Annotated in this window: 20 protein-coding genes and 1 pseudogene; 9 read left to right on the forward strand and 12 right to left on the reverse strand. The window is 70.8% G+C overall.

Going from position 1 to position 23,315, the window contains the following annotated elements; translation table 11 throughout:
• The 5 genes from IQ210_RS20415 (at position 1) to IQ210_RS20440 (ending at position 5,117) form a co-directional block, all read left to right on the forward strand.
• Positions 1-1,335, forward strand: a complete 1,335-nt coding sequence (locus IQ210_RS20415; RefSeq protein WP_194080496.1) for a sulfate adenylyltransferase subunit 1 — start codon at positions 1-3, stop codon at positions 1,333-1,335.
• Positions 1,336-1,557: 222 nt separating this feature from the next.
• Positions 1,558-2,661, forward strand: a complete 1,104-nt coding sequence (locus tag IQ210_RS20425; RefSeq protein WP_194080497.1) for an aliphatic sulfonate ABC transporter substrate-binding protein — start codon at positions 1,558-1,560, stop codon at positions 2,659-2,661.
• A 35-nt stretch (positions 2,662-2,696) separates the two neighbouring features.
• A complete protein-coding gene (locus tag IQ210_RS20430; RefSeq protein ID WP_194080498.1) occupies positions 2,697-3,482 on the forward strand; it encodes an ABC transporter ATP-binding protein in 786 nt (261 codons plus the stop codon).
• Positions 3,469-4,371 (forward strand): ABC transporter permease, encoded by a 903-nt coding sequence (locus IQ210_RS20435; RefSeq protein ID WP_194080499.1) that lies wholly within the window; start codon positions 3,469-3,471, stop codon positions 4,369-4,371. Before IQ210_RS20430 ends, IQ210_RS20435 begins: the two co-directional genes overlap by 14 nt.
• A 5-nt stretch (positions 4,372-4,376) precedes the next feature.
• On the forward strand, positions 4,377-5,117 hold the full coding sequence (locus IQ210_RS20440) for a sirohydrochlorin chelatase (protein ID WP_194080500.1): 741 nt from the start codon (positions 4,377-4,379) through the stop codon (positions 5,115-5,117).
• 80 nt (positions 5,118-5,197) lie between these two features.
• On the opposite strand, the gene IQ210_RS20445 is transcribed toward IQ210_RS20440, so the two are convergent.
• Positions 5,198-6,181 (reverse strand): ArsR family transcriptional regulator, encoded by a 984-nt coding sequence (locus IQ210_RS20445; protein ID WP_228048097.1) that lies wholly within the window; start codon positions 6,179-6,181, stop codon positions 5,198-5,200.
• A 56-nt stretch (positions 6,182-6,237) separates the two neighbouring features.
• Between IQ210_RS20445 and IQ210_RS20450 the strand changes: the two genes are divergently transcribed.
• Positions 6,238-7,518, forward strand: a complete 1,281-nt coding sequence (locus tag IQ210_RS20450) for an MFS transporter (protein WP_194080501.1) — start codon at positions 6,238-6,240, stop codon at positions 7,516-7,518.
• Here IQ210_RS20450 and IQ210_RS20455 read toward each other — a convergent pair.
• Positions 7,515-8,132 carry a mycothiol-dependent nitroreductase Rv2466c family protein gene (locus tag IQ210_RS20455; RefSeq protein WP_194080502.1) on the reverse strand — a complete coding sequence of 206 codons (618 nt, stop codon included), beginning with the start codon at positions 8,130-8,132 and terminating at the stop codon, positions 7,515-7,517. The two genes, IQ210_RS20450 and IQ210_RS20455, sit on opposite strands and share 4 nt — an antisense overlap.
• 85 nt (positions 8,133-8,217) lie before the next feature.
• Positions 8,218-9,240 (reverse strand): ketopantoate reductase family protein, encoded by a 1,023-nt coding sequence (locus tag IQ210_RS20460; protein WP_194080503.1) that lies wholly within the window; start codon positions 9,238-9,240, stop codon positions 8,218-8,220.
• Positions 9,241-9,296: 56 nt separating this feature from the next.
• On the opposite strand from IQ210_RS20460, the gene IQ210_RS20465 reads away from it, so the two are divergent.
• Entirely contained in the window at positions 9,297-10,133 is an 837-nt protein-coding gene (locus tag IQ210_RS20465) for a transglutaminase-like domain-containing protein (protein ID WP_194080504.1), read from the forward strand.
• Here the strand turns inward: IQ210_RS20465 and IQ210_RS20470 are convergent.
• A complete protein-coding gene (locus IQ210_RS20470; protein ID WP_194080505.1) occupies positions 10,102-10,653 on the reverse strand; it encodes a DUF1697 domain-containing protein in 552 nt (183 codons plus the stop codon). The two genes, IQ210_RS20465 and IQ210_RS20470, sit on opposite strands and share 32 nt — an antisense overlap.
• A gap of 199 nt (positions 10,654-10,852) precedes the next feature.
• On the opposite strand from IQ210_RS20470, the gene IQ210_RS20475 reads away from it, so the two are divergent.
• Positions 10,853-13,087 (forward strand): MMPL family transporter, encoded by a 2,235-nt coding sequence (locus IQ210_RS20475; protein WP_194080506.1) that lies wholly within the window; start codon positions 10,853-10,855, stop codon positions 13,085-13,087.
• Between the two features lie 131 nt (positions 13,088-13,218).
• On the opposite strand, the pseudogene mgt reads toward IQ210_RS20475, so the two are convergent.
• From mgt to IQ210_RS20500, 5 genes and pseudogenes are all read right to left on the reverse strand, one after another.
• Positions 13,219-14,470 (reverse strand): annotated as a pseudogene (mgt, locus tag IQ210_RS20480) (macrolide-inactivating glycosyltransferase).
• Positions 14,457-15,248 (reverse strand): ErmE/ErmH/ErmO/ErmR family 23S rRNA (adenine(2058)-N(6))-methyltransferase, encoded by a 792-nt coding sequence (erm, locus tag IQ210_RS20485; protein ID WP_194080508.1) that lies wholly within the window; start codon positions 15,246-15,248, stop codon positions 14,457-14,459. The pseudogene mgt and the gene erm overlap by 14 nt, the downstream one beginning before the upstream one ends.
• 257 nt (positions 15,249-15,505) lie before the next feature.
• Positions 15,506-16,780, reverse strand: a complete 1,275-nt coding sequence (locus tag IQ210_RS20490; protein ID WP_194080509.1) for an ABC transporter substrate-binding protein — start codon at positions 16,778-16,780, stop codon at positions 15,506-15,508.
• Positions 16,780-17,613 carry a carbohydrate ABC transporter permease gene (locus tag IQ210_RS20495; RefSeq protein WP_194080510.1) on the reverse strand — a complete coding sequence of 278 codons (834 nt, stop codon included), beginning with the start codon at positions 17,611-17,613 and terminating at the stop codon, positions 16,780-16,782. The genes IQ210_RS20490 and IQ210_RS20495 overlap by 1 nt, the downstream gene beginning before the upstream one ends.
• Positions 17,610-18,545, reverse strand: coding sequence for a carbohydrate ABC transporter permease (locus IQ210_RS20500; RefSeq protein WP_194080511.1), 936 nt, complete (start codon positions 18,543-18,545; stop codon positions 17,610-17,612). Before IQ210_RS20500 ends, IQ210_RS20495 begins: the two co-directional genes overlap by 4 nt.
• Positions 18,546-18,749: 204 nt before the next feature.
• Between IQ210_RS20500 and IQ210_RS20505 the strand changes: the two genes are divergently transcribed.
• Positions 18,750-19,613 carry a phosphotransferase enzyme family protein gene (locus tag IQ210_RS20505; protein ID WP_194080512.1) on the forward strand — a complete coding sequence of 288 codons (864 nt, stop codon included), beginning with the start codon at positions 18,750-18,752 and terminating at the stop codon, positions 19,611-19,613.
• An 18-nt stretch (positions 19,614-19,631) separates the two neighbouring features.
• On the opposite strand, the gene IQ210_RS20510 is transcribed toward IQ210_RS20505, so the two are convergent.
• The 3 genes from IQ210_RS20510 to IQ210_RS20520 form a co-directional block, all read right to left on the reverse strand.
• A complete protein-coding gene (locus IQ210_RS20510) occupies positions 19,632-20,357 on the reverse strand; it encodes a 3'-5' exonuclease (protein ID WP_194080513.1) in 726 nt (241 codons plus the stop codon).
• A gap of 106 nt (positions 20,358-20,463) precedes the next feature.
• On the reverse strand, positions 20,464-21,705 hold the full coding sequence (locus IQ210_RS20515) for an SAV2148 family HEPN domain-containing protein (protein WP_194080514.1): 1,242 nt from the start codon (positions 21,703-21,705) through the stop codon (positions 20,464-20,466).
• Positions 21,706-21,981: 276 nt separating this feature from the next.
• The gene (locus IQ210_RS20520; protein WP_194080515.1) at positions 21,982-23,295 is read right to left on the reverse strand and encodes a copper amine oxidase; all 1,314 of its coding nucleotides are present in this window, start codon (positions 23,293-23,295) and stop codon (positions 21,982-21,984) included.
• Between the last annotated feature and the right edge of the window lie 20 nt (positions 23,296-23,315).

Raw genomic sequence — 23,315 nt, forward strand, 5'->3', positions numbered from 1 at the left:
ATGAGCACGACCACTTCCGAGGCGCTCTCGGAGACGACCCTGCTGCGGTTCGCGACCGCGGGCTCCGTCGACGACGGCAAGTCCACCCTCGTCGGCCGGCTGCTGCACGACTCCAAGTCGGTCCTCACCGACCAGCTGGAGGCCGTGGAGCGCGCGTCCGCGTCGCGCGGCCAGGAGGGCCCCGACCTCGCGCTGCTGACGGACGGTCTGCGGGCCGAGCGTGAGCAGGGCATCACGATCGACGTGGCCTACCGCTACTTCGCCACCGCCAAGCGCCGGTTCATCCTCGCGGACACCCCGGGGCACGTGCAGTACACCCGCAACATGGTGACGGGTGCCTCCACGGCCGAGCTCACGGTGATCCTCATCGACGCCCGCAACGGCGTCGTCGAGCAGACCCGGCGCCACGCCGCCCTCGCGGCGCTGCTCCGCGTCCCGCACGTGGTCCTCGCGGTCAACAAGATGGACCTCGTCGACTACAAGGAGTCCGTGTTCGCCGCGATCGCCGAGGAGTTCACGGCGTACGCGACCGAGCTGGGCGTCCCCGAGGTCACCGCGATCCCGATCTCCGCGCTCGCCGGTGACAACGTGGTGGAGCCGTCCGCCAACATGGACTGGTACGGCGGCCCGACCGTCCTGGAGCACCTGGAGACGGTCCCGGTCACCCACGACCTGAGCCACTGCCACGCCCGTCTGCCCGTGCAGTTCGTGATCCGCCCGCAGACCGCCGAGCACCCCGACTACCGCGGGTACGCCGGTCAGATCGCCGCCGGTTCCTTCCACGTCGGCGAAGCGGTCACCGTGCTGCCCTCGGGTCACGCCTCGAAGATCGCCGGCATCGACCTCCTCGGCCAGTCCGTCGACGTCGCCTGGACCACCCAGTCGGTGACCCTCCTCCTGGAGGACGACATCGACATCTCGCGCGGCGACCTCATCGTGCCCAGCAAGGACGCGCCGCCGACCACCCAGGACATCGAGGCGACCGTGTGCCACGTCGCCGACGCCCCGCTGACCGTCGGCCACCGCGTGCTGCTCAAGCACGGCACCCGCACGGTCAAGGCGATCGTCAAGGACATCCCGTCCCGTCTCACGCTCGACGACCTGTCCCTGCACCCGCACCCGGGACAGCTCGTCGCCAACGACATCGGCCGCGTGAAGATCCGCACCGCGGAGCCGCTGCCGGTGGACTCCTACGCCGACTCCCGGCGCACGGGCTCGTTCATCCTGATCGACCCCAGCGACGGCACCACGCTCACCGCGGGCATGGTCGGCGAGTCGTTCGCGTCCCCCGAGCCCGTCAAGGACGAGGCCGAGGACGACGGGTGGGACTTCTGACATGAACTCCACCGACTACTACTCCACGTTCGCGAAGGAGGGCGGCCGCGTAGGCAGCGGCGCGCTCGGCAGCGGGCAGGGCGGAGTGGCGCGATGTGTGCGCTGACGTACGCGCACCGCTTGCGCGCCCTCACCCCCCACCGCCGTAGACGCAGACCTGCCGACCTCCCGGCCACGACCTGAGAGACCGTGACCGCCGGGCCTCCGAGAGGAACACCTCCCGTGCCTGCTCCATCTGCATTCCGCCGCACCTTCGCGGTCATAGCCGCGCTCCCGCTGCTCACCCTGGCCGCCTGCGGCTACGGCTCCGAGTCGAAGGACGAGGGCACCGCCAAGGTCGCCGCCGGGGCGAAGAAGATCGACGGACTCGACTCCGTCAAGATCGGCTACTTCGGCAATCTCACCCACGCCACCGCACTGGTCGCCAACCAGAAGGGCTACTTCCAGAAGGAGCTCGGCGCCACGGAGGCGAAGTACCAGGTCTTCAACGCCGGCCCGTCCGAGATCGAGGCGCTCAACTCGGGCTCCATCGACATCGGTTGGATCGGCCCCTCCCCGGCGATCAACGGCTACACCAAGTCCAAGGGCACCAACCTGCGCATCATCGGCGGTTCGGCGTCCGGCGGTGTGAAGCTCGTCGTCAACCCCAAGAAGATCAAGTCCCTGAAGGACGTCAAGGGCAAGAAGATCGCCACCCCGCAGCTGGGCAACACGCAGGACGTGGCGTTCCTCAACTGGATCTCGGAGCAGGGCTGGAAGGTCGACGCCGAGAGCGGCAAGGGTGACGTGTCGGTCATCCGCACCGACAACAAGGTGACCCCGGACGCCTACAAGTCCGGTTCCATCGACGGCGCCTGGGTGCCGGAGCCGACCGCGTCGAAGCTGGTCGCCGAGGGCGCGAAGGTGCTGCTCGACGAGGCCGACCTGTGGCCGGACAAGAAGTTCGTGATCACGAACATCATCGTGTCGCAGAAGTTCCTCAAGGAGCACCCGAAGGCGGTCGAGGCGGTCCTGAAGGCCTCCGTCGAGACCAACAAGTGGATCAACGCCAACCCGGACGAGGCGAAGGCCTCGGCGAACAAGCAGCTGGAGGCCGACTCCGGCAAGGCGCTGCCCGCCGACGTCCTGGACCCGGCGTGGAAGTCCATCCAGTTCACCAACGACCCGCTGGCCTCCACCCTCAACACCGAGGCGGAGCACGCGGTGAAGGCCGGTCTGCTGGAGGACCCGCTGCTGGACGGCATCTATGACCTCACGCTCCTGAACAAGGTCCTGAAGGCCGACGGCGAGAGCACGGTCGACGACGCCGGGCTCGGCGTCAAGTAAGCCCTGATCCCGAGAGTCCCCAGGAGGTGACGACCATGGCCACCGCGGTTGCCAAGGCCGAGCAGGCCGAGTCAGTCGAGTACGCCGCCCGCATCGAGCACGTCTCGAAGTCCTTCGCCGGGCCCGCCGGGCAGCAGCTCGTCCTCGACGACATCACCCTCGATGTCGCGCCGGGCGAGTTCGTCACCCTCCTGGGGGCCTCGGGCTGTGGCAAGTCCACGCTGCTCAACCTGGTGGCGGGTCTCGACGACCCGAGCGCCGGCAGCATCAAGACCGACGGGCGCCCCGCTCTGATGTTCCAGGAGCACGCCCTGTTCCCGTGGCTCACCGCGGGCAAGAACATCGAACTCGCCCTGAAACTGGGCGGAGTTCCGAAGAACGACCGGCGCGACCGCGCCGAGGAACTGCTCGAACTGGTCCGGCTCAAGGGCTCGTACGGCAAGCGGGTGCACGAGCTGTCCGGCGGCATGCGCCAGCGTGTGGCGCTGGCCAGGGCGCTGGCCCAGGAGAGCCGGCTGCTCCTCATGGACGAGCCGTTCGCGGCGCTGGACGCGATCACGCGCGACGTGCTGCACGACGAACTGACCCGGATCTGGGCGGAGACGGGGCTGTCCGTCCTGTTCGTCACGCACAACGTGCGCGAGGCGGTGCGACTGGCCCAGCGGGTCATCCTGCTGTCGTCGCGGCCGGGCCGGATCGCGCGCGAGTGGACGGTGGACATCCCGCAGCCGCGCCGCATCGAGGACGCCCCCGTGGCCGAACTGTCCCTTGAGATCACCGATCAACTGCGTGGGGAGATCCGCCGTCATGGCCAGCAGTGACACGAAGACGGCCCGGACGGACGAGACACAGGATCGGTCCGCCGGTCTCGAGGCCGGTCTGGACGCCCTGGAGACCTCGGCCGCCACACGGACGCCGTTCTCCGAGACCGCCCGCACCAAGATCCTGCCGCCGCTCGTCGCGACGGCCGTGGTCCTGGTGATCTGGCAGGCACTGATCTCCTTCGACATCGTCACCGACCCGACCAAGCTGCCCTCCCCGGGCGACGTGGCGGCCGAGTTCAAGGACGCCTGGCTGGAGGGCAAGCTCCTCGGCTACATCTGGACCAGTGTCGAGCGCGGTCTGCTCGGCTTCCTGCTGGCCCTGGCGATCGGCACCCCGCTCGGTCTGATCGTCGCCCGGGTGAAGTTCGTCCGGGCCGCCATCGGCCCGGTCCTGTCCGGTCTCCAGTCGCTGCCGTCGGTGGCGTGGGTGCCGCCGGCCGTGCTGTGGCTGGGCCTGAACAACTCGATGATGTACGCGGTGATCCTGCTCGGCGCGGTCCCGTCCATCGCCAACGGTCTCGTCTCCGGCATCGACCAGGTGCCGCCGCTGTTCCTGCGGGCGGGCCGCACGATGGGCGCGACCGGCTGGAAGGGCGCCTGGCACATCGTGCTGCCGGCCGCGCTGCCGGGCTATCTCGCCGGTCTGAAGCAGGGCTGGGCCTTCTCCTGGCGCTCGCTGATGGCAGCGGAGATCATCGCCTCCTCGCCCGACCTGGGCATCGGCCTCGGCGCGCTGCTGGAGAACGGCCGCAACGCCAGCTCCATGCCGATGATCTTCGAGGCGATCTTCCTGATCCTGTTCGTCGGCATCGCCGTCGACCTGCTGATCTTCAGCCCGCTGGAGCGGCGGGTGCTGCGCAGCCGCGGCCTGCTGGTGAAGGGGTAAGTCCTTTGCTGAGGAAGCCCGTTCTTCTCGTCATCGCCCACGGCAGCCGCGATCCGCGGCACGCCGCGACGGTGCACGCCCTCGTCCGCCGGGTGCGCTCGCTGCGCCCGGACGTACGGGTGGAGACCGGCTTCCTGGACTTCAACATCCCGTCCGTGCAGGGGGTGTTGGAGTCGCTGGCGGCAGAGGGTGTACGGGATGTCGTCGCGCTCCCGCTGTTGCTGACCCGCGCGTTCCACGCGAAGGCGGACATCCCGGCGGTGCTGCGGGACGCGCCGCCGCAGCTGCGGATCCGGCAGGCCGAGGTGCTCGGCCCGTCGCCCCTGCTGCTGTCCGCGCTCGAACGGCGGCTGTACGAGGCTGGGTTGACGCCCGCCGACAAGTCCTCGACCGGGGTCGTGCTGGCCTCGGCGGGGTCCACGGACCCGGAGGCGATCGCAGTGATCGCAGAAATCGCGCGGGAGTGGCGGCGTACCGGTTGGTGCGCCGTGCGGCCTGCGTTCGCCTCCGCCGCGTTGCCTCGGACCGAGGATGCGGTACGGGAGTTGAGGGAGATGGGCTGCTCCCGGGTGGCCGTTGCGCCGTATGTGCTTGCTCCCGGATTCTTGCCGGACCGGATCGCGCGGGGTGCGGCGGAGGCGGATGTCCTCTCGGACGTGCTCGGGGCTTCGGCTGAGGTGGCGCGGGTTTTGCTGGAGCGGTATGACGAGGCTCGGCTGCCTTCGTTGGCGGTCGTGGGTGCGTGATTAGTCTGCGGGCCGGTGGGGGCTGGTCGCGCCCCGCGGCGGTAGCCGCACATTGATACAGCCCCGCGCCCCTTACGTTCCTAACGGCAGAGTTCGTTTCCTAGTGCCGTTCGCCCGTACCTTACGACTCTCCCCTCGCGCGTCCGGCTCAGGAGCCCCGCGTCGTAGAGCACCGCCAGGTGCTGACTGACCGCGCCCGGGGTGACCTTCAAGCGGTGGGACAGTTCCGTCGTCGAGGCCGGCTCCGCCAGGAGCAGGAGGAGTCTGGCTCTGGGGCGGCCGAGGAGGCGGACCAAGGCGTCGTCGGTGACCGGGGGCGGCTCCTCCGAGAGGGTGGCCCTGCCGCGGGCCGGATAGATGATCGTGGGCGGCCGGGTGGGGTCGATCAGCGGCTGGGCGCCTCGGGCGAACAGCGAGGGGAGCAGGACCAGGCCGCGTCCGGCGATGCTCATGTCGGTCCACGGCGCCTGGAGCATGAAGTCGTCGGTGGACAGGCGTAGTTGGCCGCCCACCCAGCTGAGCCGCCGGTCCAGTCCCGCGAACATCGCCCCGGCACCCTGCTCGGCGAGCACCCGCGCCTGATGGGCGAGGTCGGCCGCCATGATGCTCTGCACGCGCGGCCACCAGTCCGGGGCCAGACAGACCTGCCAGTAGGCGTCGAGGGCCTCGACGATCCGCTGGAGGAACGCAGCGGGCTCCGTCAGACCCCGGGCGACGACGGGTGGCAGCGCGTCCTCGGTACGGTAGGCGGCCCGGAAGTCGGCGTCGAGGAGCTCCGGCGGGGTGGCGCGGAGCCGGTCGAGTTCGTCGGCGAAGACGGGCCGGGCCCGTTCGGGGCGAGGGGTCAGACAGTCCGGCACCCACAGCCAGGGCGCGGTCAGCGTGATGAGCAGCTCGTGGTCGAGGGCGTCCAGGCGGGGGCGGATGCGGCGCAGCCACGGCCGGTGGTGGGGGTAGCGGGCCGGGTCGTGCAGACAGCGCAGTGAGAAGACTGCCTCCTGGAGCGGGGAGTACGCGAAGGAGGTGGTGGCGAGGTCGCCGACGTCGAAGCGGAACTCAATCATTGAGCGTCACGCTAAATCATTGTCGGCGTGGTGCCGCCGCCGGGTGTGATGTCCGCATGACCACGACACCCGTGACCGCCCCCGCCGCCGACCCCGAGCTACGCCCCTCCCGGCTCCCCACCGACCCCACCCTGCGCCGCGCCGCCCTGCTGACCGCCGCCAACTCCCTCGGCAACGGGCTCTACTTCCCGCTCGGCGTCCTGTACTTCACCCGCATCGTCGGCCTCGACGCGACCTCGGTCGGCCTCGGCATGACGGGCGCGGGGCTGGTCGGCGTGGCCGCCGGGGTGCCGGCCGGGCGGGCCGCGGACCGGTGGGGCGCCCGGCGCGTGGGGGCGTGGTTGTGGGCCGGGACGGGCGTGGCGACGGCCGCGTACGTGTTCGTGCACTCGTACGTCGGTTTCCTCGTCGCGGTGGTCTGTGCGACCGGGCTCCAGATGGCGAGCCGCGGGGTGCAGGGCGCGATCTACGCCGATGTGCTGCCGGCCGCGAGCCGGGTGGAGGCGCGCGCGTATCTGCGGATGGTCACCAACGTCTTCATGGGAATTGGTGGCGCGTTCGGGGCGATCGCTCTCCAACTCGACACGCGGGGCGCGTATGTGACGGTCATTCTGGTCAACGCGGTGTCGTTCGCGGGGCCCGCGCTGCTGCTGCCCCGGCTGCCTCTCGCGCCCCACGCCCTGGAGCGCAAGGCTCCCGACGCCGACGCCCCGGCGGCCGACCGCTGGCGTGCGGTGCGTGATCTGCCGTTCCTCGCGGTGACCGTGCTGAACGCGATCCTCGTCGTGCAGTACACCCTGTCGGAGGTCGGGCTGCCGCTGTGGATCGTGGAGCGGACCGAGGCACCGCGCTGGACTGCGGCTCTGTTGATGATCCTCAACTGTGTGCTGGTGGCGCTGCTTCAGGTGCGGGTGGCCCGCAGGGCCTCCCAAGTCCCCAGCGCGGTGCGGGCGATGGGCTGGTCGGGACTGCTTCTCGCCGTGGCCTGTGCGGCGTACGCGATGTCGGCGGGGCTGTCGCCGGTGTGGGCGGTGCTGGCGCTGACGGTCGGCGCGATCGTGCAGGTCTTCGCCGAGGTGCTGTCGGCGGCGGGCGGCTGGACCCTCGGCTACGAGCTGGCCGACGCCCGCGTCCACGGTGTCTATCAGGGCGTGTTCGGCGCGGGCATGTCGGCGGGCATGATGGCGGGTCCCGCCCTGGTCACGGTGACCGCGATCCAGCACGGCCGGGCGGGCTGGGCGGTCCTCGGTGTCCTGTTCGCCCTCGCGGGCCTCGCGGTGAGTCCGGCGGTGAAGTGGGCGCTGCGGAACGGGGAGTGGCGGGGCGACAAGGTCTAGTCGAAGCTCAAGCCTCCGGTGCGGGTGCGCTTGAGCTCGAAGAAGTCCGGGTCGGTCGCCAACACCCGGAAGCTGTCGAAGAGTTGCGCCGCCCGGGCGCCTCGCGGGATCGCCCGCAGCACCGGCCCGAACCACACCGTGCCGTCGACGTGCAGCGTGGGCGTGCCCACATAGCCGCCGGAGTCGGGCTCGACGCCCGCCTCGTGGCTGCGGCGGACGGCCTCGTCGTACGCGGTGTCGTGCGCCGCGTCGGCGAGCTCCGCCGCGAGCCCGAGTTCGGCGAGGGAGTCGGCGACGACGGCGTCGAAGTCCTCCTGCTTGCGTTCGTGGATACGGGTGCCGAAGGCCGTATAGAGGTCACGGAGCACCTTCTCCCCGTGTCGTTCCGCGGCGGCCACGGCGACCCGTACCGGACCGATCGACTTGTCCACCAACTCCCGGTACCAGTCCGGGAGTTCGTGGCCGATGTTGTGCAGGTAGAGGCTCATCGCGTGGAAGCGGAGGTCGAGAGGGCGCTCCCGTTCGACCTCCAGCAGCCAGCGGGAGGTGATCCAGGCGAAGGGGCAGGCGGGGTCGAACCAGAAGTCGACGCGGGTGGGTTCTGCGGTGGTCATGGCGTCGACGGTAATGGCTCATTGGCCCAGCGTCCTGGTCCAATCAAGCGCCGCTTGAGTGGTCCACTTCATCCGTACCGGGCGATCAAGAACTCCTCGACTGGTCCACTTCCTCCCGCGCCAGCCGTACCAGCTCCTCCACCGGCATCGACCCCGGCGCCCGGCGCTCCCGCGCGAAGGTGTTGGCGAGCCGCTGGAGCAGGTCGTTGAGCGGGGTCGGGACGCCGTGCAGGCGGCCCAACAGCGCGATCTCGCCGTTGAGGTAGTCGGCCTCGATGGTGCCGGTGCCGCGGTTCAGGGACTGCCAGGAGGAGCCGCCGCCGCGGGGGACGCCGTCGAGGGGGACGAGGGTGACCTTGTCGCCGCGGGCCGCGCGCTGCTCCTCGGCGTCGGCGTACGCGATGCCGGCGGCGTCGAGCACGGCCGCGCCCTCGGCCCGTACGCGTGCGGCGAGCCCTTCCGCGTCCGCCCCGGCCACGGGTCCGCTGACGGCCTCCAGCGCGTTCGCGAGGTTGGCGAGCAGCTTGGCGTACTGCCAGCGGGCCACGTCCGGCACGACCGGCGCCTCGAAGTGGGACTTCTCCAGGTCGGCGGCGATCAGGCGGGCGGTCTCGTCGGTGCCGTGCGGGTGGCGGCCGAGGTGGAGGATGCCGGTGAGCGGGGCGCCGGCGGCGCTGACGACGCCGGGTTCGACGAGCGTGCAGGGCAGCCAGACGCAGACGCCGTACACCCTCCGGAACGTCCGCAGGGCGAGCCGCTGGCTCTCGACGCCGTTCTGCGCGCAGACCAGCGGCAGCCGCTCGGCGGCTGTGCCCCCACCGGCGACCGGGGTCGGCCCCCAGGTCCGCAGCGCGGCCTCGCTGTCCTGGGTCTTCACGGCGAGGACGAGCACGTCGTCGGCGCGCAGCTCGCCGAGCTCGGCCGGTCCCCCGACGACGGGCAGCCGCCGCACGAACTCCCCGTCAGGCACCCGCAGTCGCAGCCCACGCTCACGCAACGCCGCCTGATGTGCCCCCCGAGCCACGAGCACGACCTCGCACCCCGCCCCCGCGAGCCGCCCACCGACGACGCCTCCGACCGCTCCTGCTCCGATGATGATGTAGCGCATGATCCGAGCCTCGCACAGTTGACCTTGCCCCTGGGTAAAGGATCAGGGTCACCGGCATGGACGACTACCTGGGACAGACAGTCTTCAGCGACCCGGGCGACCTCGACGCCGGCGCGCTCCCGACAGACCCCGGCCAACTGGCCGCGCTGGTGCGCGGGTTGATCATCCACCGGCTGGAGGGACCGCGCTTCGGCTACGACATCCCGCGGGACCGCCTGCACGAGGACGCCGAGTCGCGGTACGTCACCGAGATCCTCCGCATCCTGCGGGAGCGCCGGGACGTGCCGCTCACCGAGGCGCGGTCGCCGAGGGAGCGGTTCGTGGGCACATGCCGGGACTTCTCCCTGCTGCTGTGCTCGCTGCTGCGGGCCACGGGCACGCCCGCCCGCATCCGCGGCGGCTTCGCGACCTACTTCGTGGCGGACTTCCTGGAGGACCACTGGGTCACCGAGTACCGGCTGCCGGACGGGAGTTGGCGGCTGGCGGACCCGCAGGTGCTGCATCCGTCGTACGCGCCGCCGTTCGACCCGCTGGACGTGCCGCGGGACCGTTTCCTGGTGGCGGCGGACGTCTGGCGGGGCTGCCGGGAGGGGCGGATCGATCCCGCGCGGTGCGGATTCCACTCGGTCGACCGGCTGCGGGGGCTGTGGCTGGTCCGCGCGCGTCTCCTCCAGGACCTGGCCGCACTCTCCGGGGTGGAACCGCTCCCCTGGGACGGCTGGGGTCCCCGCCAGATCCTGGACGACGCGAGTCTCACCGACGCGGACCTCGCCCGCACCGACACGCTGGCGCGGGACGGGGGGCCGGTGTCCGTGCCGGACGCGATCACCTCGTACACCACCTATGACGGCATACGGCAGATCACTCTGCGGCGGTCATCTCCACCAGCTTGACCACGGTGTTCCAGTTGCGGCTCGTGGCGATCAGGCCCTTGTTCACGCGGGGCTTGGCGAGTTGTTCGGCGAGTTTGGAGCGGCCCAGGCCGTCCGGGGCGTACAGGTACAGGGCGCGGTCGCCCAGGCGGAACTCCTCGGGGAGGAACGCCTGTTGGTCGATGGCAGCGAAGCGGGTCGCGTCGACCGGCTCCGAGAAGTAGGTGACGTGGAGTTGTTTCGCCTCCAACTCCGCCGCCGGGAAGGGGCAGTTGTCGGCGATCGCGGCGAGGTAGGCGTGGTCGCGGACGATGACGTCGACGGAGAAGCCGAAGGTCTTCTCGATCGCGGCGGTGATCTCGGCCGCCAGGGATTCCTCGTCGCCGTGGTCGGCGGTGAAGACCGCCTGGCCGCTCTGGAGGTAGCTGCGCACCCCTGAGTGTCCGAGGCCCTCCATCAGGGTGCGCAGTTCGGCCATCGGGACCTTCTTCGCGCCGCCCACGTTGATCCCGCGCAGCAGCGCCGCATACGTCGTCGTCATGCGCTCACCATAGGACGACGGTGTGTAGTTGTAGGGGGCATACTCCTCCCCAGTGCGGAGACGGCCCTGGTCCGCGAGGACGAGCCGCTCACCTGCACTTCACCGGGGAGCACGACGTGATGGGTTTATCCGGCCCATACCTTCGAAACGAAAGGTGGCGGCAGGGGGCCGGCACCGCGGTCGAGGGGGCAAGCCCGTCATGGGGAACGGAGAAACAAGGGTGCGGGGCCTGGCGGCCCGGGCCGGCGGCTGGAGCGCCCGGCATCGCTGGGCCGCGGTCGGCATCTGGGTGCTGTTCGTGGTCCTGGCCATGGGACTCGGTTCGGCGGCGGGCCGGGTCGACGTCGACGAGAGCGAGGGTCTGAAGGGCGAGACCCACACCGCCGCGCGGATCGTGAAGGACGCCGGCATCGAGGAGCCCGCCGGTGAGACGGTCCTGGTGCAGGCGAAGGACGGCGGGCTGAAGGCGACGGACGCCGAGTTCCGCGCCGCGGTCAATGCCGTGGTCCAGGCGGTCGATGCGACCGGCAAGGTCACGGACGTCACCTCGCCGTACGACACGGACACCGTCTCCAAGGACGGCCGCAGCGCACTGGTGCAGTTCGACATGAAGGGCGACGCGGAGACGGCCGGCGAGCGGGTCGAGCCCGTGCTGGACGCCGTGGCGAAGGTCCAGAAGGACCATGCGGACCTGCGGATCGAGGAGATCGGCGGGGCCAGCATGCAGAAGACGTTCGACGACGCGTTCGGCGACGACTTCCAGAAGGCCGAGTACTCGGCCGTGCCCGTGGCCCTCGGCATCCTGCTCATCGCGTTCGGCGCGCTGGTCGCGGCGCTGCTGCCGGTGGCCCTGGCGCTCACGGCGATCATGGCGACGATGGGTCTGATGGGCGTCATCAGCCATGTCATGCCGATGGGCGACGTCGCCAACTCCGTGATGCTGCTGGTCGGTCTGGCCGTCGGCGTCGACTACTGCCTGTTCTATCTGCGCCGGGAGCGCGAGGAGCGGGAGGCCGGGCGCGACGCCCAGACCGCGCTGCGGATCGCCGCCGCCACCAGTGGCCGCGCGATCATCGTCTCCGGTGTCACGGTGTGCGTGGCGATGGCGGGCATGCTGTTCACCGGGATCGCCGACTTCGAGGCGATGGGCCTGGCCTCGCTGATCGTCGTCGCGGTCGCCATGATCGGCTCCATCACGGTGCTGCCCGCGCTGCTGTCCCTGCTGGGCGAGCGGGTCGAGAAGGGCCGTATCCCGTTCCTGCGGCGCCGCAAGCGCAACGGCAACGGCGAGAGCCGGCTCTGGACGGCCGTCCTCGGCGCAGTGCTGAAGCGGCCGATGGTCTCCGTCGTCGTCGCGGCCGGCGCACTGCTCGCGATCGCGGCACCCGCGGTCGGCATGAAGACCCAGAACCTCACCCTGGACCAGGAGTTCGGCGACTCGCTGCCCATCGTGCAGACCTACGACCGCGTCAACGCGGCCTTCCCCGGCGGCTCCGAGCCGGCCGAGGTCATCGTCAAGGCGGACAACATCAACTCCGCGGACGTGCAGAACGCGCTCGCCGACTTCAAGGAGCAGGCGGTCGCCTCGGGCGCCTCACGCGGCCCGGTCGAGATCAAGCTGCACCAGAAGCAGAACCTCGCCTTCGTCTACGTCCCGCTGGTCGGCGGCTCCGACCTCGACAAGGCGGGCGCGAGCCTGGAGAAGCTGCGCGACGAGGTACGGCCCGCCACGCTCGGCAAGGTTGACGGCCTCGAGGCACCGATCAGCGGTCAGGTCGCCGGGTCGAAGGACTTCAACGACCAGCTGACCGGCGCGGTCGTCCCGGTCTTCGCCTTCGTGGTGGTCTTCGCCTTCCTGCTGATGCTGCTCTCGTTCCGCTCGCTGACGATCGCGATCACCTCGATCGTGCTGAACCTGCTGTCGGTGGGTGCCGCGTACGGCATCCTCGTCGCGGTCTTCCAGCACGGCTGGGGCGCGTCCCTGGTGGGCGCGGAGGGCGTCGGCGCGATCATCTCCTGGCTGCCGCTGTTCCTCTTCGTGATCCTGTTCGGCCTGTCGATGGACTACCACGTGTTCGTCGTCTCGCGCATCCGTGAGGCCCGCCTGAAGGGCCGTACGACGAAGGACGCGATCCAGCACGGCGTCGTCACCACGGCCGGGGTCGTCACCAGCGCCGCGGTCATCATGGTCGCCGTGTTCGCGATCTTCGGGACGCTGTCGATGCAGTCCATGAAGCAGATGGGTGTGGGCCTGGCGACGGCGGTGCTCGTCGACGCGACGATCATCCGGGGTGTGCTGCTCCCCGCGGTCATGGCCCTGCTCGGCGAGCGCAACTGGTACCTGCCGAAGTGGCTGGACCGGCTGCCCGACCTCACGCACGACGAGGCGGCGGACGTGGTCGCGCACGAGGTGGAGGAGCCTGCCCGGGTGTAACTCCGCCGCAGGAACCTGCCCGGGTGGTGCAACCGCCCGCGGCACGGCGCAGGGCCCGTTGGTCACCGGGGAGCCAACGGGCCCTGCGCGTTCTGCTGTCGGGCTTTGTCGGGCGGGCAGTTCGGCTTCCGCTATCGGGCGGGCAGTTCGGCCTCGATGAGGTCGGCTGCCCGCTGCGTGCCGCCCTCCTCCGCCATCCCGGCCTGGATGTCCTTCAGCCGCCGGGCCACCTCGGGGTCGTCGACGAGCGCGAGGGCGGTGGCCCTGAGGGTCTCGGCGGTGGCCTCCTCGGTGGGGACGTGCCGGGCCACGCCCAGCGACTGGAGCATGTCCGCGTTGCCGAACTGGTCCACGGCCTGCGGTACGGCGATCATCGGCGTGCCGGTCGCGAGGCCCTCCTGGCTGCCGCCGGCGCCCGCGTGGGTGACGAACAGGTCGGCCTGCCGCAGCACCGCCAACTGCGGGACCCACGAGGACACTTCGACGTTCGCCGGAATGTCCCCCAGCTCGGCCGGGTCCACGCTCGCGCCGATCTGGAGCACCAGATGCCAGCCGGGCAGCTCGCCGAAGGCCTTCACGCACTCCCGGTAGAAGCCGGGCTGTTTGGTGAAGGCCGACCCGAGCGACACGAGCACGACCTTGTCCGTGCCGACGGGCCGCCGCCACTCCCCCTCGGCGCTGCGGTCGCCCTGACAGGCGCCGACGAAGGAGTGCACGCGCTCGTCGACCCGGTCGGCATGGGGCTGAAGGGCCTTGGGGATGAGGACGATCGACCGGTCGGGCCGCCCGGCGAACAGGTCGGGATGCCGGGTGATCCCGTTCTCCTCCAGCCAGCCCTGGAAGCGGGCGTAGTACGCCTGTCCCCTCTCGGTCTTCTTCGGCTCCGCCCACATCGGCTCGGCGACCTCCTGCTCGTAGCCCTCCCAGGCCACGAGGTTCGGTGAGAGCGAGATCGCGGGCACGCCCCAGCGGTGGGCGAGGACGCGGGCCGGGTAGGAGGTGATGTCGTGCAGGACGAGGTCCGGTTCGTCGCCCTCGTACGCCTCGATCAGCTGCGGCAGCGCCTGGATGGCGTCGGCGAGGAACGGTTCGACGTTGTCGAGGAGGGTGCTGCCCCATTCCTCCGGGTCGGCGCCGGGCCCGGGCAGGGTGGAGTTCCAGAGCCTGGGCTCGGCGCCGGTCGCGGCGACCTTCTCCGCGAACACCGGCGGGATCGCGTACGTCACCCGGTGGCCGCGTGCGACGAGCTCGCGGATGACGTCGAGGCTCGGGTTCACATGGCCGTGGGCGGCGATGGAGAACATGGCGATGTGTGCGGGAGTGGTCATGCCGTCGAGGCTAAACGAGACGAGACGTCTCGTACAACTTATTAAGACGCGGCATCTTGTTCAAGACGCGCGTGAAGCCACAGCCACTGCGCAGGGGCCACCTCCCCGACCAGGGCCTGCCGGTCCAGGCCCGCCGCCCGGAACGCCGCGTCGACCCGACGCCGCGGGTACGCGCCGCGCAGCGAGGCGTGGAGGCTGCCGCCGACCCCGGAGAAGCCGAGCTCGACCAGCCGGCACCAGCTCGCGTACCCGGCGCGGTCGAGGAGCGGTGAGCGACGGCGCTCGATGCGCACGATCCCGGCGTCGACGCGCGGCCGGGGGCTGAACCTGCTCCGGTCCACGCGCCCGGCCAACCGCCACTCGTGACGCGGCCAGCTGCGGACCGTCAGCAGCGTCCAACTCCCGTAGTCCCCCGCGCGTTTGCGGGCGTACTCCAGCTGGGTGAGCAGCGTGGCGTCGGTGAGATGCGGGGCGCGCAGACACCAGTCGACGATGTCGGCGGTACGGGAGAACGGGACGTTGCCCGCGACGGAGAACGGGGTGCGGGGTGCTGAGGCGGCGAGGAAGTCGCCGTGGACGACCCGCACTTGAGGTGTCCGTGCGAAGCGGGCGCGCAGCCCTGGCAGCAGGCGGGGGTCGATCTCGTAGGCGCGCAGTTCCTGACAGCGCGGGGCGAGCGCGGCGGTCAACGCGCCTTTCCCAGCGCCCACTTCGAGCAGGAGAGAGGTCTTGCCGGGCTGCGGTACGGCGAGTCGGGCGAGGTGATCGACGGTGGCGCGGTCGGTGAGGAAGTTCTGCGAGAGCGCGCGGGAGACACGCGTGGGGCGGGCCATGGCCTGTGGTCCTTGTCTTCCGGGAAAAGGGAGATGGGCAGCCGAAGGCCCTGACCGGAAGACAGAGAGAAAAGGCGAGGGTGGGTCACCGCCGCGTCAGCGGATGCCGCTCCTCGGGCCGGTCAGGGCTCCGAGGCGGCGACGCATCCGGATGGAGTACGTGCAGCCCCGGCCGTGACCGGTGAAGGTGATCGCGTTGCAGGCTCCCACGGACGGCACGCTAGGCGCGGTCCGCGGGAGCCGACAACCGAATTACGTCAGCGCTGGTAGCGGGCGAGGACCAGGTTGCCGTCCTTCTCCAGGCGTTCGCGCAGCTCGTCGAGGCCGATCGCGCCGCTGTAGTACTCCTGGAACGCCGGGGTGGCGACCTTGTCCTTCCACTCGGGGTACCCGCGTACGGACTGGGCGGGCGCCGAGCGGAGGTGGGCGGCGAGGGCGGTGCCGGTGGCCCAGCCGTTCTCGGTGGTGTGCAGGGCCGGGTCCTTCAGGGCCTGGGTGCCGGTGGGGAGCATCCAGTCGCCGAGCGCGAGGCGCACCATGTTCTTCGGCTGGAGCAGGAAGTCGACGAACTCGACGGCCTCCTTCTGGTGCGGGCTGTCCTCGGCGACGGACAGCGTCTGCGGGCTGACGCCCTGACTGAGTCCGTCGGCGCCGGCCGGGGCGGGCAGCACCTGCCACTCGAAGCCCTTCGGTGCCTGCTGCGCGATCTGCTGGCGGTAGGAGAAGCCGAGCGGGACCATCGCGTACTTGCCGCCGAAGAAGCCGGGCAGGGTGTCGGAGCCGCCGCTGCCGAGGGTGGTGGGTGAGGCGCTGTGGTCGGTGTTCGCCTGGTCGTGGATCGTGCGCGGGACGACCTCGTCGCCCTCGCCGAACCGGATGGTCACCTTGCCGTCGGCGCCCCGGTGGAAGAGCTGTCCGCCCGCCGACAGGGACAGGTTGAGGGTGGCCGAGACGGGTTCCTTGAGGGGCCAGGCGACGCCGTACTTCCCGTCGCCGCTGAGCTCCTCGGTGATCCGCCGGAACTCGGGCCAGCTCCAGGGCTGGTCCGGCGTGGGGACGCGCACGCCGGACTCCTTCAGCCACTTCGCGTTGGCGATGAGGACCCGTGGCTCCTGGAGGAACGGCACTCCGTAGATGCCGTCCCCGAAGGTCGTCGTCTCCCAACTGCGGTGCGGGATGTCGGACTTGAGCCGGGCGGGCAGCAGGTCGGTCAGGTCGGCGAGATAGCCGCCGTAGGCGAAGTCCGCGAGGTCGTCGGAGGCGTCGTGGATGATGTCGGGGGCCTCGCCGCCCTCGAAGGAGGTGAGCAGCTGGTCGTGGACGCTGTCCCAACTGCCCTGTACGTACTCGACCTTGACGTCCGGGTGGGTCGCGTTCCACTCCTTCACCAGCTGCTTGTTGGCGGCGACGGACTCCTCCTGCCAGGCCAGGGACTGGAAGCGGAGGGTGACGGTGCCGTCGTCGGAGGTTCCCCCGCCGCCGGTGCAGGCCGTCAGCAGGAGCAACAGGACCAGGATCGCTTTCGTCCGCATCAGCTCTTCACCGCCCCGGCGAGCATGCCGCTCGTGATCCGCCGCTGGATGAGGGCGAAGACGACCAGCGAGGGCAGCGTCGCGAGGAACGCGGCGGCGGCCAGCGGGCCCAGGTCGGCGACGCCCTCCGCGCCGATGAAATGGGTGAGGACGACCGGCAGGGTCTGTTTCTCCGGGGTCTTCAGCAGGACCAGCGCGAAGAAGAACTCGTTCCACGCGGTGATGAACGCGAACAGCGCCGTCGCCACGATCCCCGGCGCCAGCAGCGGCGCCGTCACCGACACCAGCGTCCGCAGCCGCCCGGCGCCGTCGACGGCCGCCGCCTCCTCCAACTCCTCGGGCACCGCCCGCACATACCCGACCAGCATCCACAGCGCGAACGGCAGCGCCCACACCACGTACACCAGGACCAGCCCGGACAGCGAGTTGATCAGCCGCAGGTTCTTCAGCACCAGGAACAGCGGGATGATCACCAGCACCAGTGGGAACGCCTGGCTGACCACCACCCACCCGGTCGCCGCCCGCGCGAGCAGGGTGCGGCGCCGGGCCATCACATACGCGAGCGGGGTCGCGATCAGTACGGCGATCAGGGCGGCGCCGAGCGCGGCGAGCAGGGAGTTGCCCGCGGCGCGCAGCAGCGGCTGTTCGTCGAAGGCCTGCCGGAAGTTGTCGAGGGTGGGATCCCGCGGAATCCAGGTGGGATGCAGACTGCCCAGTTCCCGGGGCGACTTGAAGGCGATCGAGATCAGCCAGAGGAACGGGAAGGCGAGGAAGACGAGATAGGCGAGCAGGGCGGCATACTGTCCGACGCGGCCCGTGGTGCTGGTCCTCATGTCTCGTCACCGCCCTTCAGCCGGCCGACGAGGAAGACGGCGAGCAGCACCGAGATCACGGCGACCATCACGCATCCCATGGCCGCCGCATAGCCGAACTGGCCGTAGCGGAAGGCCTCTTCGTAGGCGAACAGCATGGGCAGCCGGGTGCGGCCGCCGGGGCCGCCGCTGGTCAGGACGTAGACCAGGGCGAAGGAGTTGAAGTTCCAGATGAAGTTGAGCGCGGTGATCGCGAGCGCGACCGGTCTGAGGGCGGGCCAGGTGACCGTACGGAAGCGGCGCCAGGCGCCCGCGCCGTCCATCGCCGCCGCCTCGTGGAGTTCGCGCGGGGTGTTCTGGAGGCCGGCGAGCAGGGCGACCGTCGTCTGCGGCATGCCGGCCCACACACCGACGACGATGACGGCGGGCAGGGCCGTCGACAGGCCCGCGAGCCAGTCACGGCCGTCGCCGAGGCCGAGGTCGCGCAGGGTCTCGTTGAGGACGCCCGCGTCCGGGTTGTAGACGAGCCGCCACATGACACCGACGACGACCTCGGGCATGGCCCACGGGATGATCGCCAGCGCGCGGGCCAGCCAGCGCAGTCTGAGGTCCTGGTTCAGCAGCAGGGCGAGGCCCAGCGCCAGCAGGAACTGCGGCACGGTCACCCCGACGGCCCACACCAGGCCGATCCGGAACGACTCCCAGAACAGCGTGTCGTGCAGCAGGTCCTGGAAGTTGAGGCCGCCGATCCACTGGGTGGACCGGGTGCGCCCCGACTGGGCGTCGGTGAACGCCAGCAGGATGCCGTAGAGCAGCGGTCCGACGCTCAGCACGAGGATCGGGATCAGCGCGGGCAGCACCAGGAACCAGGCGCCGCGGTCCACCGCCCTGCGGCCCCCCTCGGCGCGTGGCGCACCCCGCGTCGACCGCTTCGTCGCGGTCAGCGATGTCACGTGATCGGCTCCTTAGCGGCTCGGGACGCTCCGGGGGCCGACAGGCCCCGGTCATGGTCGTGAAGGGGGTGTGCGCCGTCAAGGCACCGCGCACACCCGTCCGACCTGTACGAATGCGAGACTGGGCGCCGGATGGCGGGAACTCGACGCCCGGTGCGCCCGGTGCGCACACACAGCGGCGGGAACGGGACACGGAGGCGGACGATGGACGAGGCACGGGCGCGCGAGGTGCTGGCCGAGGCGGCGGTGCTGCCCGCGGCGGCCGGGGAGGCGCGGCTGCTGGCGCTCGGCGAGAACGCCGTGTTCGCCGCCGGTGACCTGGTCGTCAAGGTGGGCCGGGACGCCGAACTCCTGGACCGGGCGCGCCGGGAGCTGGACATCGCGCTGTGGCTCGCCGAGGCGGAGGTGCCCGCGGTACGGGCCGCCGAGCCGAAGCCGCTGCTCGTCGCGGGGCACCCGGTGACGGTGTGGCACCGGATGCCCGACGCCGTACGGCCCGCCGAGCCCCGGGATTTGGCCGAACTGCTACGGGTCGTCCATGCGCTGCCCTCCCCCTCCTTCGACCTGCCGCCCCGCGAGCTGCTGGGCGGTGTGGAACGCTGGCTGCGGCTCGCGGGCGACGCGATCGACCCCGCGGACGCGGCGTATCTGCGCGAGCGCCGGGACGGCTTCGCGGCGGCCGCGGCCGCGCTCACCCCGCACCTGCCGCGCGGCCCCATCCACGGCGACGCGCTCCCCCGCAATGTGCACCTCGGCCCGGACGGTCCGGTCCTGGTCGACCTGGAGACCTTCTCCGCGGACCTGCGCGAGCACGACCTGGTGGTGATGGCGCTGTCGCGGGACCGGTACGGGCTGCCCGAGGCGGCCTACGACAACTTCACCGAGGCGTACGGCTGGGACGTGCGCGAGTGGGAGGGCTGCTCGGTGCTCCGGGGCGCCCGCGAGACGGCGAGCTGCGCCTGGGTGGCCCAGCACGCGCCGAGCAACCCGCAGGCGCTGGCGGAGTTCGAGCGGCGGGTGGCGTCGCTCAGGCACGGGGACGAGACCGTGCGCTGGTATCCGTTCTGAGCGTGCCGGCGGGACGGGTCAGACCGTCTCGTCCGCCGTCAGCTCCCTGAGCGGCCACGTCCCGTCGACCACCGCGTCCGTCTCTCCCTTGCGGCGCAGGAAGCTCTGGAAGTCCGCCGCCCATTCCGCGTACCAGGCGATCTGGCTGCGGTGCAGCTCGGCCGGGCCGAGGGCGGCGATCTTGGGGTGGCGGTCGGCTATCGCGCAGGCGAGGCGGGCGGCGGCGAGGGCGTCGGCGGAGGCGTCGTGGGCGGAGTCGAGCGCGACCCCGTACTCCCCGCACACCGCTTCGAGGTTGCGCTTGCCGCGGCGGTAGCGGTCGACAGCGCGGTCGATCGTGTACGGGTCGACGACCGGGGCCGGGTCGACGCCGCCGAGGCGGTCCCGTAGCGACGGCAGGCCATGGCGGTGGAGTTCCGCGGAGAGCAGGGTCAGATCGAAGGCCGCGTTGTAGGCGACGACCGGGACGCCCGTCTTCCAGTAGGTCGCCAGCACGTCCGCGATGGCGTCGGCGACCTGGTCGGCCGGTCGGCCCTCGGCGGTCGCGCGTTCGTTGCTGATCCCATGGACCGCGACCGCGTCCGCCGGGATCTCCACGCCCGGATCGGCGAGCCACTCGCGGTGGCCCATGACCTGCCCGGCCCTCACCTCGATCACGGCACCCGTGACGATGCGCGCCTCGCGCGGATCGGTCCCGGTCGTCTCCAGGTCGAAGCCGATCAGCAGCTCCCGGTGCCAGCCCATGGGCGGTCCCCCTTCTTGGTGGTGCTTTCCCCCAGTGGTCTCCACGATCCCATGCGCCACTGACAATCAGAGGATCGCGTTCCGCTTACCGCTCCCCGGGGGACTTTCACGACACCGGACGCGAATCCACCCAAGCCGTCTCGAACTCCTCGCGATACGTCGGGAAAAGACCGCTCTCGTCGATCTCGCCCGGCTTGACGACCTTGTTCCCGTTGCGCAGTACGAGCACCGGTGCCTCCATGCCCCGCGAGCGCCGCAGATAGGACTGCACGACGGCGACCCCGTCCGTGCCGTCGCCGTCGACGAGGTAGGCGGTGAAGCGCGGAGTCTCGTCGTAGACCTGGATCTCGAAGGCGCCCGGGTCGCGCAGCCGGGATCGCACCCGGCGCATGTGCAGGATGTTCATCTCGACGGCCCGGCTCAACTCGCCGCGTTTCATGCCGAGTTCCCGCTCCCGCCGCTTGACCGCGCTGGAGGCCGGGTTCAGGAACAGCAGTCGCACCCGGCAGCCCGCCTCGGCGAGGCGCACCAGGCGCCGGCCGGAGAAGTTCTGCACGAGGAGGTTGAGGCCGATGCCGACCGCGTCGAGGCGGCGGGCGCCACCGAAGATGTCCTCGGCGGGGAACTGGCGCAGCAGCCGCACCCGGTCGGGGTGCACGGCGACCACGTCCGCGTAGCGGTCGCCGACGAGGTCCTCGACCGCGTCCACGGGCAGCCGGCGCGCGGAGGGGACGTCGCCGCCCGCGCCGAGTATCTCGAGGAGACGCGCCGAGGCCCGTTCGGCCTGGCCCAGCACGGCCTCGGACAGGGCCCGGTTGCGGGAGACGACGTTCCGGGTCACTTCCAGTTCGTCCAGGGCGAGTTCGACGTCCCGGCGCTCGTCGAAGTAGGGCTCGAAGCACGGCCAGTGCTGCACCATCAGCTCCCGCAGCTGCGGCAACGTCAGGAAACTCAGGACGTTGTCGTCGGCCGGGTCGAGCAAGTAGCCCTTGCGGCGGCTGACTTCGCGTACGGCGACCGCGCGCTGCACCCATTCCTGGCCGGCCGGTCCGGCGGCGGCCACCACCCAGTCGTCGCCGTGGACGGGTTCGTAGATGGGACGCAGAACAGCGGCCACGACCGCGCGCAGCCGCTGTTCGACGAGGTTCAGCCAGATGTAGGCCCGGCCGGCTCGCTGGGCGCGCGTACGCACCTCGCGCCAGGCGTCGGCGTCCCAGTCCAGCTCCGGCCCGATGGAACCGGCGGCGTCCATGGGCCGGGCCAGCGACACCGTGCCGGGCGGGACGTCTGCGGAGTTCCCCTCGTGACCCTCGTCACCAGGGGGCAACTCCAGCCCTCCCGAGCCCACCCGCGCACCGCCTTCCGCTCCCCCGAGCTCTCCGAGGGGTCTGGCGTCACAATCCCGTCTGCCTCGCGACGCCCGGCACGCGCATCTGCGGCGTTGTCGTCGGTCGCCGACGCTCCGCGTCGACTCCCTCCTCCGCCTTGCAGCTGCACGCACCGGACGCCGCGAGGCCCGCCCTACGGGCGGACGACGGGATTGTGACGCCAGACCCCACCCAACGATCAAGGAAGGGTACTCCGGGAGTGGTCGGCGGTGCAGCCGGATGGACAGGGTCGTTTCTCAACTACCGCCCACGTAGTTGCCGTTCTGCCCGGCGAGCTCCGCCGGAGTGAGCGGATTCATAGCGGTGACGTCGCGCGGGGCGATCGAGAAGCCCTGCCAGTGGACCGGCATCGGCTGCTGGTCCTCGTCCCGGGCGATGTGGTGGAAGCCGACGTTGACCCAGGCGACCGGGTGCGTGAGCGTCTGGCCGTTGACCCACTTGTCCACGGACTTGGGGTGGTCGCGGTCGCAGCGCGGGTTGTTGCTGGAGAACAGCTCACACTTGTTGTACTGCGTGAAATAGATGTCGTGCTTGGTGTAACTGCGGCCCGGGTAGCGGGTGGTGGGGCCGGGCACGAACTCGTAGGACCGCGCGTGGTTGTCCTTGTTCTTGCCGGTCGCGCTGACGATCCGCCACCAGCGGTAGGTCTTGGCGTCGCCCGCGAGTTCCTTGGTGACCTTGGTGCGGGTGGTCTTGACCGTGGGGGTGTCCGCGCCGCGCGGGGTGAGGGTCGAGTCGTACTGCTCGACCCTGTTCTTGGTGGAGCCGTCGAGGGCGAAGTCGAGCCGCCAGAAGACGTTGTGGGTGTGGCTGGTCGCCTTGTCCTTGGCGGCGCCCTTGCCGATGGGCCAGCCCTTGCCGTCGCCGGCGTCGTAGTCGAACGGCGAGAGCGTGCCGGTGGCGCCGACGTTCATGTTGATGGTGCCGTCGTCCTGGAAGCGGTACTCGGTCATGTACTCGTACCAGCCGACCTGGTTGACCGTGTAGACGAGGAAGTCCTTGCCCTGGGCCTGGTAGACCTTGGTCGCGGTGTCGCCCTGCATGCGGTAGGCGTGGCCGCGGGAGCGGGTGGTGGTGCACAGGCCCTTGACGTTGGGGTTCTGCTCCGGGTACGGGTCCGGGATCTTGACGGTCTTGATGGTGCCGCCGGGACATTCGGCGGGCGCCAGGTTCATCAGGTCCTTGGCGAAGTCCTGGCCCGTCAGGTCGTCGTACTCGGCCCGCCCGTCGTCGTACGGGACGTGGATCTGGCCGAGCCGGGCGCTGTTGAGGACCTTGATCGGGGCGGGCTCACCCTTGGGCTGGTAGGTGATGTCGTCCAGGACGAGGCCGGCCTTGCTGTCGTAACGCCAGCACATCCGCCAGGTGGTGCCGCTGGAGAGCTTCTGCTCGATGCGGAAGGCGGCGCTGCAGTCGGGCGCGGCGGCGGCGCTCTGCGGCTGGGCGGTGGCCGGTCCGGCTCCGGTGGTCAGTCCGGCGGCCAGCGCGGCGACGGCGAGGCCGAGGGCCGCCGTCCGGCCGCGGGCAGAGCTGATTCTGTTGACGCGCATGAAGAAGTGACTCCCTTGCA

The organism is Streptomyces justiciae (genome assembly GCF_015163075.1).
Taxonomy (GTDB): domain Bacteria; phylum Actinomycetota; class Actinomycetes; order Streptomycetales; family Streptomycetaceae; genus Streptomyces; species Streptomyces justiciae.